Below are 15,573 nucleotides of genomic sequence, written 5' to 3'. Positions count from 1 at the left end.
CCAGTCAGGTCCTCCAATAGGAAGAGGCGATGTCCAAACCGTGTCCCATCTTGATTACCGGTGCCGGCGGAGACGTGGGCTCCATCAGCAAAACGATGATCAACATGCTCATCGAGAAGAAGCATCCGGTGCGTGCCTTCGTACGTAAGGACGACGAGAGGGCACAAGCGCTTCGAAAGCTCGGCGCCGAGATATTCGTGGGGGATCTACTCAACGTCGCTGATGTTGCGGCCGCCCTGAAGGGCTGTCGCCGGGTCTATTTCAGCATGAGCTTGAACCCCTATTACACCGACGCAACGATCTTGATGGCAGCCGCCGCGCGAGCCCAAGGAGACCTCGAGGTTTTTCTCAATATTTCCGAGTTCGAGCAGTCCTATATGGACTTCACGCGGATGACGGCCCCTTTTGAGGCACGGCGGGAGTGGTTGGGAGGACTTGTCACCGACTGGTCGCCGCAGCAGAGAGCCCATTGGGCCTCCGAACAAGCTCTGAATTGGTGCGGTCTGCCGGTCGTCAATATCCGAGCTACGATGTTCGTTGAAAATCCGATTCTCGCCTGGTTTCCGCTCAAGCAGTTGCTGAGTGCAGGCGAGCTTCACCTCCCCTTCGGCAAGCACAAGATCGCCCCGATTGCCGCCTACGACGTTGCCGAGGTCTGCACCAAAATCCTCATCGATCCGTCGGCGCACGTATCAAAAACCTACGAGCTCACCGGCCCGGAGGCGAAGGACATGCAGGGCTTCGCCGGGGATTACGCCGCGACGTTGGGAAGGCCCGTTTCCTACGTTCCTCAGGATCTGAACGCCTGGATCGAGGCCTACATCAATGGAGCACTGGCAACTCGCGTTCCGCACACCGCGGAGCACCTGAGGACTATCACCCGTCTGGCCGCAAGTGGACGGTATGAGGCCGTCACCGGCGAGCTCGAACATCTGCTCGGACGCGCTCCGAAGAGCTTCAGATGGGCCTTGGAGCGATCGCCCCGGCTCCTCGAAGCCCGCGGTTAAGGCTGATCGAGACAAATGCTTTCTGAAGCTACATCCCGGACCACTCGCATGGTGGCTCGCGGCTCAATTCCTTGCGTCTCTCGCTCCCTTCGCCGCCGACTTGCCTCCGGATTTCACTCGTTGCACCGGACGGCGGATCAAGGCCTCGGAGGCTTGCTGCAGGTGCCGGAAGCACTCATCGTGCTGCAGGCCGGGATTCAATTTCCCACCGAGGTGCCGCAAGCCCCATCGACCGAGAGCCAATACGATGACGCCGAGCTCGCGGCCCGGATCCGTCAAGGTATAGGCAGCTCTGGGAGGGTGATCGCTGTAGAACTCGCGGCGCACGAGGCCGTGTTCCTCAAGGATCTTTAAACGATCAGAGAGCACATTTGGAGCCATGCGGGGCAGACGCTCCTGAAGATCCTGAAAGCGCATGGTGCCAGGAAGCAAGTCCCTGATGATGAGGAGCGTCCACCGCGCGCCGACGATGTCGAGCGTACGGGCTACCGGACAAGTTACGTCGAGGCTATTTCTTGCCATCCAAATGGGTCCTAAAGTCCTTATCTTGTCCAAATATAGTCAATATTCCTGGAATTGGAACTACGCCAATGTGCCGAGAGCCATGGTCCTCTGGCACGGTCGCAGCTCCGAAGTCACGGGCCAGGAGCTTGCAACACCTCCCGCGCCTGTCGATCAATCTTCGTCCTTGTGGTGACGTGAAGTTCTCCGCCCAGTTCTCATGAAGCCTGCGGCCCGCCGCCTACTTGCGCTTCACTCCTCAGCTCGCGGCGCAAGATCTTCCCGACATTGCTCTTCGGGAGTTCAGACCTGAACTCGATCAGCTTCGGAACCTTGTATGGCGTCAACTGGGTCCCGGCAAAACTGACGAGTTCCTCCGCGGTCAGCTGAGGGTCGGCACGAACAACAAAGACTTTCACCGCCTCGGTGGATTTCGCGTCCGGCACACCGATAGCGGCACACTCCAGCACCCCTGGGTGACTCGAGATGACCGCTTCCACTTCGTTCGGGTAAACATTGAAGCCCGAAACGATGATCATGTCCTTCTTGCGGTCCACAATCTTGGTGAAGCCGTCGGCCGACATGACGCCGATGTCACCCGTTCGGAAGAACCCGTCAGCGGTCATCACCCGGGCGGTCTCATCAGGCCTGTTCCAGTAGCCGGGCATCACCTGTGGGCCTTTTCCGCAGATCTCGCCGGCTTCTCCGATCGGGGCCTCGTTTCCGTCGTCGTCGCGGATCGAGATATAGGTCGAAGGAAGCGGCAAGCCGATCGTGCCGGAGAACTCCGTCATGGTCGGCAACGTGGCCGTCAGCGTCGGCGACGTCTCGGAAAGTCCGTAGCCTTCGGAAAGGACACAGCCCGTCACCGCGAGCCACTTGTCCGCGACAGCCTTTTGAATTGCCATTCCTCCACCGATCGCCATCCGCAGCTGCGAAAAATCCACGTTCTTGAAGTCGGGATGGCGCAGGAGCCCATTGAACAGCGTGTTGACGGCCGGAAAACTGTGAATCTTGTATTTGCGGAGCTCCTTGACGAAGCCATCGATGTCCCGCGGATTTACGATAAGAAGATTGGCGCCGCCGATCCGCACCGAGAATAAGAAGCAAACGGTAAGCGCGAAGATATGATACAGCGGCAGCGCGCAGACCGTCAGCAAAGGTTCGCCTGCGGGAACACTGCGGAAGGCAGGCTCGCTCCAGGCATAAATTTGAAGGACGTTGGCCACCAAATTGCGATGGAGCAAGGTCGCTCCTTTCGAGACGCCGGTGGTGCCTCCTGTGTATTGCAGGAAGGCAACGTCGTCTGGGCCGATATCAGGCCTCCTCAATTTCATCTTCCGGCCTGCCGACAGCGCATTCTTGAACGAGACGGCGCTCGGAAGCGCATAGGCAGGGACCATCTTCTTCACCTTGCGCACGACAAGGTTTACGAGAATCCCCTTTGGACCGAGCAACTCCCCAATCGAGCAAATGACGATGTGCTTGACGTTCGTTCTTGGCAGCACTTTTTCCAAGGTCGAAGCAAAGTTCTCGAGTATGAAGATCGCTTCCGCGCCCGAATCGATCAGCTGATGCTCGAGCTCTCGAGGCGTGTAGAGAGGGTTGACGTTCACAACCGTGCAGCCCGCGCGCAAAGCCGCCGCGCCAGCAATCGGATTTTGGAGAACGTTCGGCATCATCACCGCAACCCGGCTTCCTTTTGCCAGGCCCTTGCTCTGCAGGTAGGCGCCGATTGCACCCGACATCTCGTCGAGCTCGCGGTAGGTGATTGCCTTGTCCATGCAGATGGCCGCTTTACGGTCTCCAAATTTCGCAAAGCTCGCTTCAAACATTTCGATCAATGACGGAAATTGATCGACGTTGATATCCGCCGGCACGCCGTCGGGATAATTCTCCAGCCAGAACCGTTGCACGTTTTCCCCCTTGGTACGGACCGACTTTGTGGCCTCGATCTGTCCGCCGAATGCGCCAGCCTCGGTTATCCGAGCGACGATATTAGCCCGGGACCTCGAATTCCCAAGTTCCTTTTCAGTATTGACTTTCTATTAAAATTCAAGTGACATCCTGCTCGTTCGGGAAGCGAAGCCGGGTCCGCGAGAGATCTCGCTCGGCTGACCACGTTGATCGCAAAGGGCGTATCCGCCAGGGCGCCCTTTCGTTCTCAGCGAATTATATCGACCTGGGGCTGACAGACGGCAGGAGAAGACCGATGACGATCGCAGACTTCATAACCAGCGAGGTCAATGCAAACGAAGTCGTGCTGTTCATGAAGGGATCGCCGAGCTCGCCGGCCTGCGGATTTTCGGCTCAGGTCGTTCGGATCCTCGATCATCTGGACGTGACGTACAAGTCGCACGACATCTACCAGTCCGAGGAATTGCGGCAAGGAATCAAGGCGTACTCGGATTGGCCGACGATTCCGCAACTCTACGTGCGCGGCGAATTCGTCGGCGGCTGTGACATCGTCACGGAAATGTTCCAGTCGGGCGAATTGCAACACTTGCTGTCGCAAGAGCAGCAAGTCGCGCACTCGTCCTGAGCTAGCCGCAACAACACCAAGGCCCGCCTGCTTGGCGGGCCCTTTCATTTGTCATGATGCCAGCGGCGCCAGCAGCTCAGGACGCTGATCGTCCAAGCGCCCGATTGCAATACTCGTTGCAAGGACGTAGCTCACCTCTGGTTCGCGATTGAACGACCGGCGACACCATAGGCGCCCGCCGAGCCACAAGCCTGTTCGACCGCTATGGTGCGACTTTGGATATCCGCCATCTCACCAGGTCGTCGGCGCCCGGGCCGGCCTTCGGCCGAACATCCCTCAAGCGGACCATCGCACCCGTATCTTCATCAACAATCGCTAGCTTCACCCGGCTGCCCCCGCTCTTGTTGATGAATTCGAGTGGAGGGCCGGCGCTCCCGGTCACTGCCCATTTGTCGCCGACCTGAGCGAGCGCCTGAATCACGAGAGCCACGTCCCAGCCTCGTATGGACAGGAAATACTCATAACGATCGGGTCCAGTCTGATAGAGACGACGCTCGATCAATCCGTTTCGTTCGAGATGTTTTAGCCGATCAGACAGGGTGGCATGCGTAATGCCGCTCGACTTCCTCAGATCCTCGTACCTGCTTATCCCCAACGAGAGGTCACGTAGGATCAAAAAGGCCCAGCGGTCCCCGACGGCGTCCAGTACGCCGGCGATCGAACACGCCATTCCTTCAAAGCTTTTCAATCGCATCCGTCATTGGCCCATTCACAGTCACACAAAGGCACCCGGCAGAGGTACCGCATCCGAAATCGGGGGCGGCGGCAAAAAGCTCTTGCCGAATGTCACTATTATTATTAGAGTGACTATAAGTAAAGCATCAAACCAACCGCGGGAGGAATTATGCCGGTCCAAGCCGTTCCGCATGAAGTGACAATCGAGATCAATGGTTCGCGCAGGACAGTGACCGTCGAGGCGCGCAGATTGCTTGTCCATCTCATCCGGGAGGATCTCGGCCTCACCGGCACGCATGTTGGGTGCGACACTTCTCAATGTGGTGCCTGTACCGTCGAGATCGATGGACAAGCGGTGAAATCCTGCACTGTCCTCGCCGTGATGGCCGATGGCGCGTCCATCACGACGATCGAGGGCGTGGCCGGCGGCGGTGGCGGCCTCGACCGTGTTCAGGCGGCGTTTCAAGATCACCACGCGCTTCAATGCGGCTTCTGCACGCCAGGCATGGTCATGGGCGTCCGGAATCTGTTGAAAGAAAACGCCAATCCCAGCGAGCGCGAGATACGACACGGTCTTGCCGGAAATATCTGCCGGTGCACCGGCTATCATAACATCGTGCGCGCCGTCGAAAGCCTCGCATCGAAGGAGGACGTGGCATGACCATTTCGACCGGAAAACGACACGTCGGCCAGCCGCTCAGGCGACGCGAGGACCGCAAACTGCTCGCCGGCAGGGGTCGTTACGTCGACGACATCAAGCTGCCAGGCATGCTGCACATGGCGATACTCCGATCGCCGCACGCGCACGCCACGATCAGCAGCATCGATCTGTCGCATGCGAAAGCGGCGCCCGGAGTTCGCCTGGTTCTTTCCGGCGAGGCGCTTGTCGATAGGATCGGTCCTATCGTGCCCAACTGGATTATTCCCGGCAGCAAGGTGCCGGTCCGCCCGGTGATCGCGACCGACCGCGTTCGCTTCGTCGGAGAATGCGTGGCGCTGGTGGTGGCAGAGACGCTGGCACAGGCCTACGATGCAGTCGGGCTGATCGAGGTCGATTACGAGGTGCTGCCCGCGGTGACCGAAGAGGCGGCCGCCGTCCAGCGGGGCGCGCCGCAGCTTCACGAGAACGTACCGGGCAACGTCACGACCCTCTACCAGGTCAAGGGGGGCGATTACACCAAGGCAAATCGGGAAGCGGATCAGGTCATCAGTCTTCGCGTCATCAATAACCGCTTGATTCCGACTTGCATGGAGACGCGCGCGGTCATCGCCGCACCAGAGCCCGACGGCACGCTCACGGTTTATATCGGCAGCCAGGTTCCTCATATGCACCGGCGCTGGATCGCGGAGACAGTCGGCATTCCCGAACATCAATTGCGCGTGGTCGCGCCCGATATCGGGGGCGGCTTTGGTGCCAAGATGCATCTGTACCCGGAAGATCTGCTCTGCCCCTATCTCGCTCGCGAATTGAACACACCGGTGAAGTGGTGGGAGACTCGCTCGGAGAGCCATCAATCAACCAGCCACGGCCGCGCCCATACCGAGGATATCGAGGTCGCTTTCACGAACGATGGAAGGATACTCGGCCTCAAGGTCAGTACGCTTGGGAATGTCGGAGCCTATCTGTCAAACATGGCGACCGGCGGCCCGACCGTGAACACGGTCAACTTCGGAACCGGGACCTACAAGATCGACAATTACGAAGCATTTTCCCGGGTCGTCGTCACCAATACGGTGCCAGTAGACGCCTACCGCGGCTATGGCCGGCCCGAAGGAGCTTACATTGCGGAACGCGCCATCGATGCCGTGGCGCGTCATCTCAATCTCGATCAAGTGGATGTCCGACGAAAGAACCTGCTTCATTCGTCGGATTTCCCTTACCGGCCGTATGGCAGCACCGGCGTGATGTACGACAGCGGCGATTATCAGGCATTGCTGGACAAAGCGCTCGAAGCATTCGATTATGAAAGACGCCGTGAAGAATGCGAGCGCTTGCGCGGGACCGGCATCTACCGCGGCATTGGAGTCGCTGCCTACACGCATATGTGCGGCATGGCTCCATCACGCCGTTTGGCTCCCGGCGGGTTCAACCGCGGAGGCTGGGAAAGCGCTCGCGTCAGCATTGATTCCAGTGGCCGGGCCACTATTTACTCCGGCTCAATGAGCCAGGGGCAAGGCCATGCCACGTCGCTCTCGCAAATCGCTGCGGACGTTCTGCAAATTCCGATAGACGACATCGAGATCGTTCAGGGCGACACGCGCCAGGTGCAAGCCGGACACGGCACGTTCAACTCACGCTCCATGGCGGTCGGCGGATCGAGCGTTCATGTGTCTGCTCACCAGGTCATCGCCAAGGCCAAGAAGATCGCCGCGGGCATGTTGGAGGTGGACGAGAAGGATGTTTCCTATTCGGCGGGCGCATTCACCGTACCCGGCACCGATATCGCCCCACTGACCTTCTCCAAGGTGGCGCGCATGGCATATGTCGGCCATAAGTTGCCTGACGGGGTGGCCCCCGGCCTCGACGAGACGGTTTTTTATGATCCTACCGGCATGGGCGCACCGTCAGGGGTCCACCTCGCTTATGTCGAGGTCGATCCCCAGACCGGAACGGTCGACATTCTCGACTATGTCGCGGTGGACGATGTCGGGACGTTGATCAACCCGCTTCTGGCGGCCGGCCAAATCCATGGCGGCGTCGTGCAGGGTATCGCTCAAGCCCTTTATGAAGAAGTCAGCTACGACCCAGAGAATGGACAGCTCCTGACGGGTTCGCTGCTCGACTATGCCGTTCCCCGCGCCGAGCATGTGCCGAACATCCGATCCTTATTCCAGGAAACGCCGTCGCCGACCAATCCGATCGGCGTGAAGGGCATCGGTGAGAGCGGCTCGATCGCTGCTCCGCCCTGCATGGTCCACGCCGTGCTCGATGCGTTGTCGCCATTCGGCATCAAACATCTCGATATGCCTCTCACGCCCCCACGAATCTGGGCCGCAGTACGCAACGCACGCGCAGGAGCCGCCTGATGATCCCCGCTGCATTCGAGTATGTCCGCGCGTCTTCCCTCGCCCAGGCGATCGAGCTGTTGCGCGACAATCCCGACGGAGCGAAGCTCCTGGCTGGCGGCCATACCCTGCTTCCAGCGCTGAAGTTGCGGCTGGCTTCGCCCGAGCTTTTGATCGACATCGGAGGCATCTCCGAGATCAAGGGGATCGAAATCGGCGAAACCCACGTCAAGATCGGCGCGCTTACGACCCACGCTGAGCTGTTAGCTTCCGAGCCGTTGAATCAAATATTCCCGGTCTTCCGGGCGGCAGCCAGCGTTCTCGCGGATCCCCAGGTACGTAACCGCGGCACGATCGGCGGTTCGCTGGCGAATGCCGACCCGGCGGCAGACTGGCCAGCCGTCGTTCTGGCGCTGCGGGCGGAAATCGAGATCGCTGGCGCAGCTGGACGTCGCACCGTTCCGGCGGAAGACTTTTTCGTCGATATTTTCACGACGGCCCTGGAGCCAGACGAAGTTCTTGCCGCTATCCACATCCCTCGGCCGAAATCCGGCACTCGTTACACCTATCGGAAGATCCGACATCCGGCGAGCGGGTTTGCCGTCGTGGGAGTCGCAGCAGGCGTACAATTGCAGGGCGATATCGTCGCCGACGTTTCCATCGGCATCACCGGTGCAGCGAACCACGCCTTCGTGGGCAAGGCAGCGTCCGACTTCCTGATCGGCAAGGCTCTCTCCCAGGACAACATCGGCGAAGCCGCCAAGATGGTCGGTGACATCACCGAATGTCTCTCGGACCGATATGCACCGGCCGAATATCGCGCGGACCTGATCAGGATCGAGCTCGGGCGAGCTCTACTTGCGCTTTCCTCTTGAGACGGCCCCCACCGCTTTGGCGACATTGCGGCCGCCTGGAGCGCCGCCAAATCGCGCTCGATTGAAGCGCACGGCACCCGCGCCGGGGACGATCTCGACGTCCTCGAGCCGCAAAGGCTTGCCGTCCGCTCTTTTCAGCTCCGGATATTCAATCGGACGTCCCGCCGCCCGATCGAGAAACACGACCTGCGGTCCCTCTGACTCCGCGAGCCAGTCGTCACCCCATTTCTTCAACGCAAGGTAGGCCGGAAAAAAGTCGCGGCCCTTGTCGGTGAGGACATACTCGTATCGGCCCGAATGTTCGGGTAGAGGTACCCGCCTCATAACACCGGCAGTTACAAGCTTCTTCAACCTGGCGCTCAGGATGTTGGGGGCGATTCCGACGTACATCTCGAACTCGTCGAAGCGCTTCACGCCGTAATACGCCTCCCGCAAGATCAGGATAGACCAGCGGTCCCCGACGATTTCCATCGCTCGCGCAACGGAGCATTCCTTGTTGGCGAGACGGCCCTGCTTCGTACTGGACATAGGCTTTCACCTCCAAACCCAGCCCATACCAAATCGAGCGGGATTCGTGTATGTCCAGTTCGAGCCTTTCTTCGCGTCTATGCCTCAGGCGGCCTGTCCGGGCTCGCTTTTCGTATTGGCGGCCGCGTCGGTCTCCAGGGCGCGCCTATGGGAGACCAGAACGCCTGCCTCGCTCAAGCGCTTCAACTCTTCTTCGCTGATGCCGAGTTCGCCGAAAACCGCAAAGTTGTGTTCCCCCTGGAAGGCCGGCGCTCCAATCGGCGACAATTGGTCTCCGGAAAAGTGCCACGGTCGTCCCGGCAACCGGTATTCCCCGCCGCTTCGATCGGGCACCCGTTGGACCGCGCCCCAATAGTCGCTCCACTCGGAAGATGCGAGCTCCTTGATGGAGCGGATCTCGCCCATCGCGATTTTGGCTTCGTCAAACTGCGCGTCCAATGTCGCCATGTCCGGGAATGTCAGTATCCAGGACTGGATGATCTGGTGCAGCAGACCGAAGTTCAACCGGCGCGCGGCCGCAGTGGCGAACCGTGGATCCTCAATCAGATCGACACGGCGCATCGCTCTCAGCCAAGACGGAAACGTCAGGCTGCCGATGATGCTCGTTGCTACGGTGAACTCTTCGCCTTGCGGCCCGATGAAGAACGAGCAGTCGGTCGCCCCCAGCACCGCCGGCTCCGCTCCGATGTCGTCGTCGGACAGATCGACGTGGGCTCGCTCGTTGACCGCCAGCAGCGTCGCCGCCATGGCGATGTCTACGTACTGGCCCTGCCCGGTCTTCTGCCGGCTGTTGAGAGCCGCGAGGATCGCGATCACTCCCTGCAATCCGGTGTAGACGTCCGCATGCGAGAGACTGTCGGTGCGCGGCTCGGTCAACGCCTCGCCGTAGTGACGAATACTGTTATGAGTGAAGCCGGCCTCGGCCTGCACGGTCGGCGCATACGCCATCCGGCTGCGCCAGGGGCCGCCCTGCCCATATCCGGTGATGGACGCGTAGATCAATTTCGGGTTTCGCTTGGATAGCGTATCGTAGTCGAGCCCGAAGAAATTGAGCGTGCCAGCGCGGAAATTCTCGACCACGACGTCCGCCGTGTCACAGAGCTTCAGAACCAATTCATAGGCGCCCGGCAGGTTGAGATTGATGCTGACATTGCGTTTGCCGGCATTCTGCTGCGCGTAATAGCCTGACATGCCGTCGGTTGACGGAAACGCGAACCGACTGACATCAGGGCTCGGCGGTTCGATCTTGATGACCTCGGCGCCGAGATCCTGCAGCGTCCTCGCGCACAGGGGGCCCGCCAGGACGCGGGAGAAATCCACGACTCGAATTCCACTGAGGGGGCCGCTCATGTCACCGCCCCGCGAATTTTGCGAGACCAGGACCATTCTTGCGATAGGACGCAAGGCCGGTCTTCAGGTCCTCCGACGCCCATATCGGCGCCTGTACTCTCGCCATTGCTTCGTCGGCGGCCGCGACGCCCTCGTTAACTGCGATATAAGCGAGCTCCTTGGTTGCGGCATGCGCGACCGTGGGGCCTTGCGCAAACTCCTCCGCGATAGCCATCGTCGCAGCCTCCAAGGACTCCTCCGGCACAGTTAGATTGATCAGACCCCACTTCTCCAGCGTCGGTGCGTCGTAGCGGCGCGCCAACATCGACATTTCCTTGGCACGCTGCGCGCCGATCCGCTGCACCTGACGCTGGATCCCCCCCAGCAACGGATGCAGCCCCAGCGTCGCCTCGACCGAGCCGATCTTTGCCGAACTAGCCGCGATGATGTAGTCGCAGGACAAAGCGAGTTCGAGCCCGCCACCCAGGCAGACACCGTGGATGCTCGCAATCAACGGAACCGGCAACAGCTCCATAAAGCGCAGGAAGTCGACGTTCGTTCGCCGCAAATTCGCGCCGCTCCGTTCGGCATCGTCGGCCGCCACTTGGGTCTCGAAAATATCCAGATCCGCTCCGGCTGAGAAATGGCGCAACCCGCTGCGGATGACGATAGCACGGCTTCCGGCCTTCTGAGCCGCCTCAACCTGCTGAACGATCGCATTGAGGAACTTGGGGCCGAGCAAATTGTACGGCCGATAGACCATGGTCAATACCGAGATATTTCCGCGCTCGTCGCGCGTCACCAATGCCTCTTCAGACAAAGCCGCCTCCCTGGTCGACGCCGCTCCGTAACGGGTCATTATTTTCTATAGACGATTGTCACATCATGACTTGCATTTTGCAAGCCTCAATTTTCCGGCGCATCCTGGCGTGCGACTCTATTTCTCAAGACACCGATCTTCTCTACCTCGAGCTCGATCGTATCCGAATGCTCGAGGTACCATCCAAGCTCGAGACCACAGCCGTTGCCGACAGTACCCGAGCCGATGAACTCACCCGGCATCAACGTCTCATCCCGTGTCACGTGCGCGATGATTTCTTCGAACGAGAATAGCATGCCCTCGCTTGTGCCTCGCGAACGGGTCTCACCGTTGACGCGCGCTTCCATGGCGAGCTTGTAGGGATCGCCTATTTCATCTGGCGTCACGATCCAGGGCCCGAGCACGTTGCCGCCGTCAAAGCTCTTGCCTTTGGCCGGCCCCAGCCTGCCTTCCATCTCCACCCGCTGGGCATCGCGCGCGGAAAAATCATTGAAGATCGTGAACCCGAATATGTGGTCGCGCGCTTTCGCTGCAGAGATGTTCGCGCCCCTATTCTTGGTGATGATGCCGAACTCCAACTCGTAGTCCATCACTTGGCTATAGCGGGGCCATCTCACAGTGGTGTTGGGGCCTCCGACGCTGAAGCGGTTCGTGATGTAGTAGATCGGCTGCTTGCGATAGACTTCCGGCAATTCAGGCAGAGGCGCCGCCTGAAGGCGAGCGAGTTCAACCGCGTCACCGGCCTTTCGCGCCTGGAACTTGAGGTGCCCGATCGGAGCTTGAACGATATGCACCGGAAAAGACATGCCGTCTCGCATTTGGCGCGGCTCCGGCAGCGGGGCGAGAAGTTCGGATGCGGCAATATCGGACGATAGATCTCGATCCTGCCCGTATCGGCTGAACAGGTCCGACGCCGTATCGAGTGACGCGTCACAGTCGTCGATGAGATCGACCATCGAATTGAAGGCAGGATTTGCCTTGCCGGCGCGTTCGGATGCGGAAGCAAGATCGAACAGCCGTGTATCGCCGGCATGAACCAACGCGACCCTATTTCGCCCGTTCGACCGATAGGTAGCTAGTTTCAAGAGCCCCTCCCATGATCTGACATTCTCTCGTTGCTTAACGCTGAGCATATCGCATGGCTTTTGTTTTGCAAGTTATATGGCCAGACGAGCAATGGACGCGTGGCGTGATTGTCACCCGGCGATCATTGACCCGAGCGTCTCGGTCGATGGAGCAACATGAGTAGCAAGCCGGGGGCGCCATCGGCCGGCAGCCCCAGGAGCGTCGCCCACCACCGACAGTCCTGGGCTCTTGTCTTCCGCCGTAGCTGCGTTCTCCGGATATCGCGCCTGCAATCGGTAGACGATATCGAAGTCTACGCGATGCACGCCCCCAGAACGTCGGCGCGGCTGATAGTTACGCGATCGAGCTTTCGCGGGCTGCGGATACCTGCTGCAGGCCGCGAGAAGATGGGTCGTTGCGATGCCTGCATTGCCGGCGTATAGAATTCGTATGATATGCCCTTAATAAAGCCCGCGGCCGGTTCCGGGCCCGCATATCCCACGCGAGGAATAAACATGCAGTCCCCCATCTTGATCACCGGCGCCACCGGAACCATCGGCCATGTTGTATGCAAGCTGCTGGTCGAACGGGGCGCGAAGGTACGAGCTCTCGTCCGCAGCGAGGACGCGCGATCGGCCAAGCTGGCCAACTTAGGGGTTGAGATCGTCGTTGGCGATCTTCTCGATCTGCACGCGATGCATCGAGCGATCGAAGGTTGCGAGCAGGTCTACTTCGGTATGGCCGTTTCACCTTCATATCTGGAGGCGACCGTCAACGCCGCGGCCGTCGCGAAACACCACAAGGTAAGCGCGTTCGTGAACATCTCTCAGATGACCGTATCGCAGATGAGCATCAATTCGACGACCGACAGTCCGCAGCAAAAGCTGCACTGGCTGGCGGAACAGGCATTGAATTGGTCCGGACTCCCTGTCGTACATGTCCGCCCCACGGCATTCCTGGACACCTTTTTCCTTCGACTTTCCGCGAGTTCCATCCGTGACCATGGACAAATTCGCCTGCCCTTCGGAAACGGGAAGACGTCGCCAATAGCGAGTGAAGACGTTGCGCGTGTGATAGCAACCATCCTCCAAGACCCGGGCCCGCATATCGGCAAGATTTACGAACTGACGGGACCCCGGTCACAGGACATGAACGGAATTGCCGAGGAGTTCTCCAAGGCCCTGGGAGGTCCGATCACTTATGTCAACGTTCCCTGGGAGCCTTGGCGCAAGCAGTTGGAGGATAGCGGAAGATTGCCTCCCCATGCGCTTTCCCATCTCGCGACAATGGCTCTTCTCAAACAGCAGAATCGATACGACAGGTTGACCTCGGATGTCGAGAAGATCACCGGCAAGCCGCCGCTTAGCGTTTACGATTTCGTTCTGCGGCACGCGGGCTTTTATACGACGGGCGGTTAGGCGACACCGCGTCAAGGTGACGACGCCTCCGCGGTACGTCATCGCCGGTGCATAGCAGTGCAAACGGGCGCTCCAGGTCAGTTACGCCTTGCGAAACAGACCCTTGAGGATCCGATCGTCCCGTCAAATCCGAGGTTTATATATTTTATCTAGCGACTTATAATTTGATAGTCGCGACACGACCTGGCCCCGATACGGGCAACGGTCGGCAGATCGACGGGTGTGTCACCACTGCCTCAAAGCTTGGAGTCCAGACATGAAGGCTTACCTCTGCAAGTTCATTCCGCCGCGGGCCGACTTCATAACGACGATGACGGCCGACGAAGCAAAATGGATGAAGCAGCATGGAGCCTTCTTGGACGATCTGCTCGCCAAAGGAATAGTCGTCGCGCACGGCCCTGTCATGGATCCGAGTGGGGGTTATGGCGTCTCACTCTACCAGATCGCCGACGATGAGAACATCGAAGCGATTACCTCACAGGATCCGATCGTGAAGAACGGCGCCGGGCACTATGAGCACTTTCCGATGCGACATTTGTCGGCTCGAGGCTGAATGCCGCGCCCATCACCTTCAGTACCGCGCAAATCTGGCGTTTGTCTCCCGGACTTGCGCAGGATGCGCGCTCCAATACAGCGCCAAAATCGGCCGAAGAAGCAGCGCGCTTCTCTTCCGGTGATGGGCGTGACTGAAGAGTCTACGACAGACTCATAAGAGAACTGGACGCTCAAAATATCGAGCGTCCAGTCCGTTCAGACCCCTACTGCCTGGGACGCGTCAGGCGATTGCGCGTGCCGGGACGGAACCCGTGCTCACACCGTCGAGGAAGCCCGTCAGCCGCTGCCGGATGATGCGTTCGGCGCCATCCATGATGCGATCGATCAACTCCTTGACCGTCGGAATATCGTTGATGAGCCCGACCACCATGCCGCAGCTCCAGGCCCCGGCATCCATGTTGCCCTCCAACATCACCTTTGGATAGACGCCGGCAACCTGGTCGAGAATATCCTCGATCTTCAGGCTGGCGCCCTTCTCGCGCTCGATCTCGATTAGCTCGCTGACGCCCTTGTTCTTCAACACGCGCTCGGTGTTGCGCAGCGCGCGCATGACGAGAACGGTGTCGAGCTCGGTCGCCTTGACCAGTGCTTGCTTCACATTGTCGTGGACCGGCGCCTCCTTGGTGGCGACGAAGCGGGTGCCCATGTTCATGCCCGCCGCACCCATGGAGAGAGCCGCGACGAGGCTGCGCGCATCCGCCATGCCGCCCGACGCGACGAACGGAATCTTGAGCTCATCGGCCGCACGCGGCAGCAGGATCATGTTCGGCATGTCGTCCTCACCCGGATGGCCGCCGCACTCAAAGCCATCGACACTGACCGCGTCGCAGCCGATCTTCTCGGCCTTCAGCGAATGCCGCACCGAGGTGCACTTATGGATCACCTTGATGCCGGCGGCCTTCAGCGCCGGCATGTACTCCTCCGGGCTGCGGCCGGCGGTCTCGACCGCCTTGATGCCGCCTTCCTTGATCGCGGCGATATACTCGGGATAAGGCGGAGCGGTGAAGCTCGGCAGGAAGGTGAGATTGACGCCGAACGGCTTGTCCGTCATGTCGCGACAGCGCGCGATCTCCTTGGCCAGAAGCTCGGGCGTCTTCTGGGTGAGGCCGGTAATGAGGCCGAGGCCGCCGGCGTTCGACACCGCTGCTGCGAGTTCGGCGAACCCGACATAGTGCATCCCGCCCTGAATAATCGGATGTTCGATACCGAACAGTTCAGTGATCGCTGTCTTCACGATGATCTCCCGCAGTTC

Annotated in this window: 15 protein-coding genes; 7 read left to right on the top strand and 8 right to left on the bottom strand. The window is 59.8% G+C overall.

The genetic code is table 11. The annotated features are described in order from the left end of the window. The first annotated feature begins 29 nt into the window (after positions 1-29). A complete protein-coding gene (locus MOV74_RS04165; RefSeq protein WP_246918191.1) occupies positions 30-1,007 on the top strand; it encodes an NAD(P)H-binding protein in 978 nt (325 codons plus the stop codon). 63 nt (positions 1,008-1,070) lie between these two features. On the opposite strand, the gene MOV74_RS04160 is transcribed toward MOV74_RS04165, so the two are convergent. Both MOV74_RS04160 and MOV74_RS04155 read right to left on the bottom strand, forming a co-directional pair. After that, positions 1,071-1,529 carry a helix-turn-helix domain-containing protein gene (locus MOV74_RS04160; RefSeq protein WP_246918189.1) on the bottom strand — a complete coding sequence of 153 codons (459 nt, stop codon included), beginning with the start codon at positions 1,527-1,529 and terminating at the stop codon, positions 1,071-1,073. A gap of 197 nt (positions 1,530-1,726) precedes the next feature. Then, positions 1,727-3,424: a long-chain-fatty-acid--CoA ligase gene (locus tag MOV74_RS04155; protein ID WP_246918187.1), complete on the bottom strand. Its 1,698-nt coding sequence runs from the start codon at positions 3,422-3,424 to the stop codon at positions 1,727-1,729. 296 nt (positions 3,425-3,720) lie between these two features. On the opposite strand from MOV74_RS04155, the gene grxD reads away from it, so the two are divergent. Further along, a complete protein-coding gene (grxD, locus tag MOV74_RS04150) occupies positions 3,721-4,050 on the top strand; it encodes a Grx4 family monothiol glutaredoxin (protein ID WP_246918185.1) in 330 nt (109 codons plus the stop codon). Between the two features lie 202 nt (positions 4,051-4,252). Here grxD and MOV74_RS04145 read toward each other — a convergent pair whose 3' ends face one another. Then, on the bottom strand, positions 4,253-4,744 hold the full coding sequence (locus tag MOV74_RS04145) for a helix-turn-helix domain-containing protein (RefSeq protein WP_246918182.1): 492 nt from the start codon (positions 4,742-4,744) through the stop codon (positions 4,253-4,255). A 150-nt stretch (positions 4,745-4,894) separates the two neighbouring features. Here MOV74_RS04145 and MOV74_RS04140 point away from each other — a divergent pair, with 150 nt between their 5' ends. From MOV74_RS04140 to MOV74_RS04130, 3 genes are read left to right on the top strand one after another with little or no spacing between them, the layout of a single operon-like run. Beyond that, entirely contained in the window at positions 4,895-5,386 is a 492-nt protein-coding gene (locus MOV74_RS04140; protein ID WP_246918180.1) for a (2Fe-2S)-binding protein, read from the top strand. Beyond that, a complete protein-coding gene (locus MOV74_RS04135; protein WP_246918178.1) occupies positions 5,383-7,752 on the top strand; it encodes a xanthine dehydrogenase family protein molybdopterin-binding subunit in 2,370 nt (789 codons plus the stop codon). The genes MOV74_RS04140 and MOV74_RS04135 overlap by 4 nt, the downstream gene beginning before the upstream one ends. Further along, the gene (locus tag MOV74_RS04130; protein WP_246918176.1) at positions 7,752-8,606 is read left to right on the top strand and encodes a xanthine dehydrogenase family protein subunit M; all 855 of its coding nucleotides are present in this window, start codon (positions 7,752-7,754) and stop codon (positions 8,604-8,606) included. The genes MOV74_RS04135 and MOV74_RS04130 overlap by 1 nt, the downstream gene beginning before the upstream one ends. Here the strand turns inward: MOV74_RS04130 and MOV74_RS04125 are convergent. The 4 genes from MOV74_RS04125 to MOV74_RS04110 form a co-directional block, all read right to left on the bottom strand. Beyond that, positions 8,586-9,077: a helix-turn-helix domain-containing protein gene (locus MOV74_RS04125; RefSeq protein ID WP_246918174.1), complete on the bottom strand. Its 492-nt coding sequence runs from the start codon at positions 9,075-9,077 to the stop codon at positions 8,586-8,588. The genes MOV74_RS04130 and MOV74_RS04125 overlap by 21 nt on opposite strands. A 141-nt stretch (positions 9,078-9,218) precedes the next feature. Continuing rightward, positions 9,219-10,484, bottom strand: coding sequence for a CaiB/BaiF CoA-transferase family protein (locus MOV74_RS04120; RefSeq protein ID WP_249796514.1), 1,266 nt, complete (start codon positions 10,482-10,484; stop codon positions 9,219-9,221). 1 nt (position 10,485) lies between these two features. Then, on the bottom strand, positions 10,486-11,265 hold the full coding sequence (locus MOV74_RS04115) for an enoyl-CoA hydratase/isomerase family protein (protein ID WP_246918170.1): 780 nt from the start codon (positions 11,263-11,265) through the stop codon (positions 10,486-10,488). 104 nt (positions 11,266-11,369) lie between these two features. After that, the gene (locus MOV74_RS04110) at positions 11,370-12,368 is read right to left on the bottom strand and encodes a fumarylacetoacetate hydrolase family protein (RefSeq protein ID WP_246918168.1); all 999 of its coding nucleotides are present in this window, start codon (positions 12,366-12,368) and stop codon (positions 11,370-11,372) included. A gap of 495 nt (positions 12,369-12,863) precedes the next feature. Here MOV74_RS04110 and MOV74_RS04105 point away from each other — a divergent pair, with 495 nt between their 5' ends. Then, a complete protein-coding gene (locus MOV74_RS04105; RefSeq protein WP_246918166.1) occupies positions 12,864-13,766 on the top strand; it encodes an SDR family NAD(P)-dependent oxidoreductase in 903 nt (300 codons plus the stop codon). A 256-nt stretch (positions 13,767-14,022) separates the two neighbouring features. Then, complete coding sequence (locus tag MOV74_RS04100) at positions 14,023-14,319, top strand: YciI family protein (RefSeq protein WP_246918164.1); 297 nt, start codon at positions 14,023-14,025, stop codon at positions 14,317-14,319. A 222-nt stretch (positions 14,320-14,541) separates the two neighbouring features. Here the strand turns inward: MOV74_RS04100 and MOV74_RS04095 are convergent, their stop codons facing one another. Then, on the bottom strand, positions 14,542-15,555 hold the full coding sequence (locus MOV74_RS04095) for a nitronate monooxygenase family protein (protein WP_246918162.1): 1,014 nt from the start codon (positions 15,553-15,555) through the stop codon (positions 14,542-14,544). Positions 15,556-15,573 lie beyond the last annotated feature (18 nt).

The organism is Bradyrhizobium sp. SHOUNA76, from assembly GCF_023006445.1.
Lineage (GTDB): Bacteria > Pseudomonadota > Alphaproteobacteria > Rhizobiales > Xanthobacteraceae > Bradyrhizobium.
This window is presented reverse-complemented; position numbering and strand designations above follow the sequence as displayed.

Bases quoted from the DNA above. Each gene is read 5' to 3' on its own strand.
- MOV74_RS04160 (WP_246918189.1), bottom strand. From the start codon at position 1,529: ATGGCAAGAAATAGCCTCGACGTAACTTGTCCGGTAGCCCGTACGCTC.
- MOV74_RS04105 (WP_246918166.1), top strand. From the start codon at position 12,864: ATGCAGTCCCCCATCTTGATCACCGGCGCCACCGGAACCATCGGCCAT.
- MOV74_RS04165 (WP_246918191.1), top strand. From the start codon at position 30: ATGTCCAAACCGTGTCCCATCTTGATTACCGGTGCCGGCGGAGACGTG.
- MOV74_RS04120 (WP_249796514.1), bottom strand. From the start codon at position 10,484: ATGAGCGGCCCCCTCAGTGGAATTCGAGTCGTGGATTTCTCCCGCGTC.
- MOV74_RS04145 (WP_246918182.1), bottom strand. From the start codon at position 4,744: ATGCGATTGAAAAGCTTTGAAGGAATGGCGTGTTCGATCGCCGGCGTA.
- MOV74_RS04130 (WP_246918176.1), top strand. From the start codon at position 7,752: ATGATCCCCGCTGCATTCGAGTATGTCCGCGCGTCTTCCCTCGCCCAG.
- MOV74_RS04125 (WP_246918174.1), bottom strand. From the start codon at position 9,077: ATGGAAATCGTCGGGGACCGCTGGTCTATCCTGATCTTGCGGGAGGCG.
- grxD (WP_246918185.1), top strand. From the start codon at position 3,721: ATGACGATCGCAGACTTCATAACCAGCGAGGTCAATGCAAACGAAGTC.
- MOV74_RS04140 (WP_246918180.1), top strand. From the start codon at position 4,895: ATGCCGGTCCAAGCCGTTCCGCATGAAGTGACAATCGAGATCAATGGT.
- MOV74_RS04135 (WP_246918178.1), top strand. From the start codon at position 5,383: ATGACCATTTCGACCGGAAAACGACACGTCGGCCAGCCGCTCAGGCGA.
- MOV74_RS04100 (WP_246918164.1), top strand. From the start codon at position 14,023: ATGAAGGCTTACCTCTGCAAGTTCATTCCGCCGCGGGCCGACTTCATA.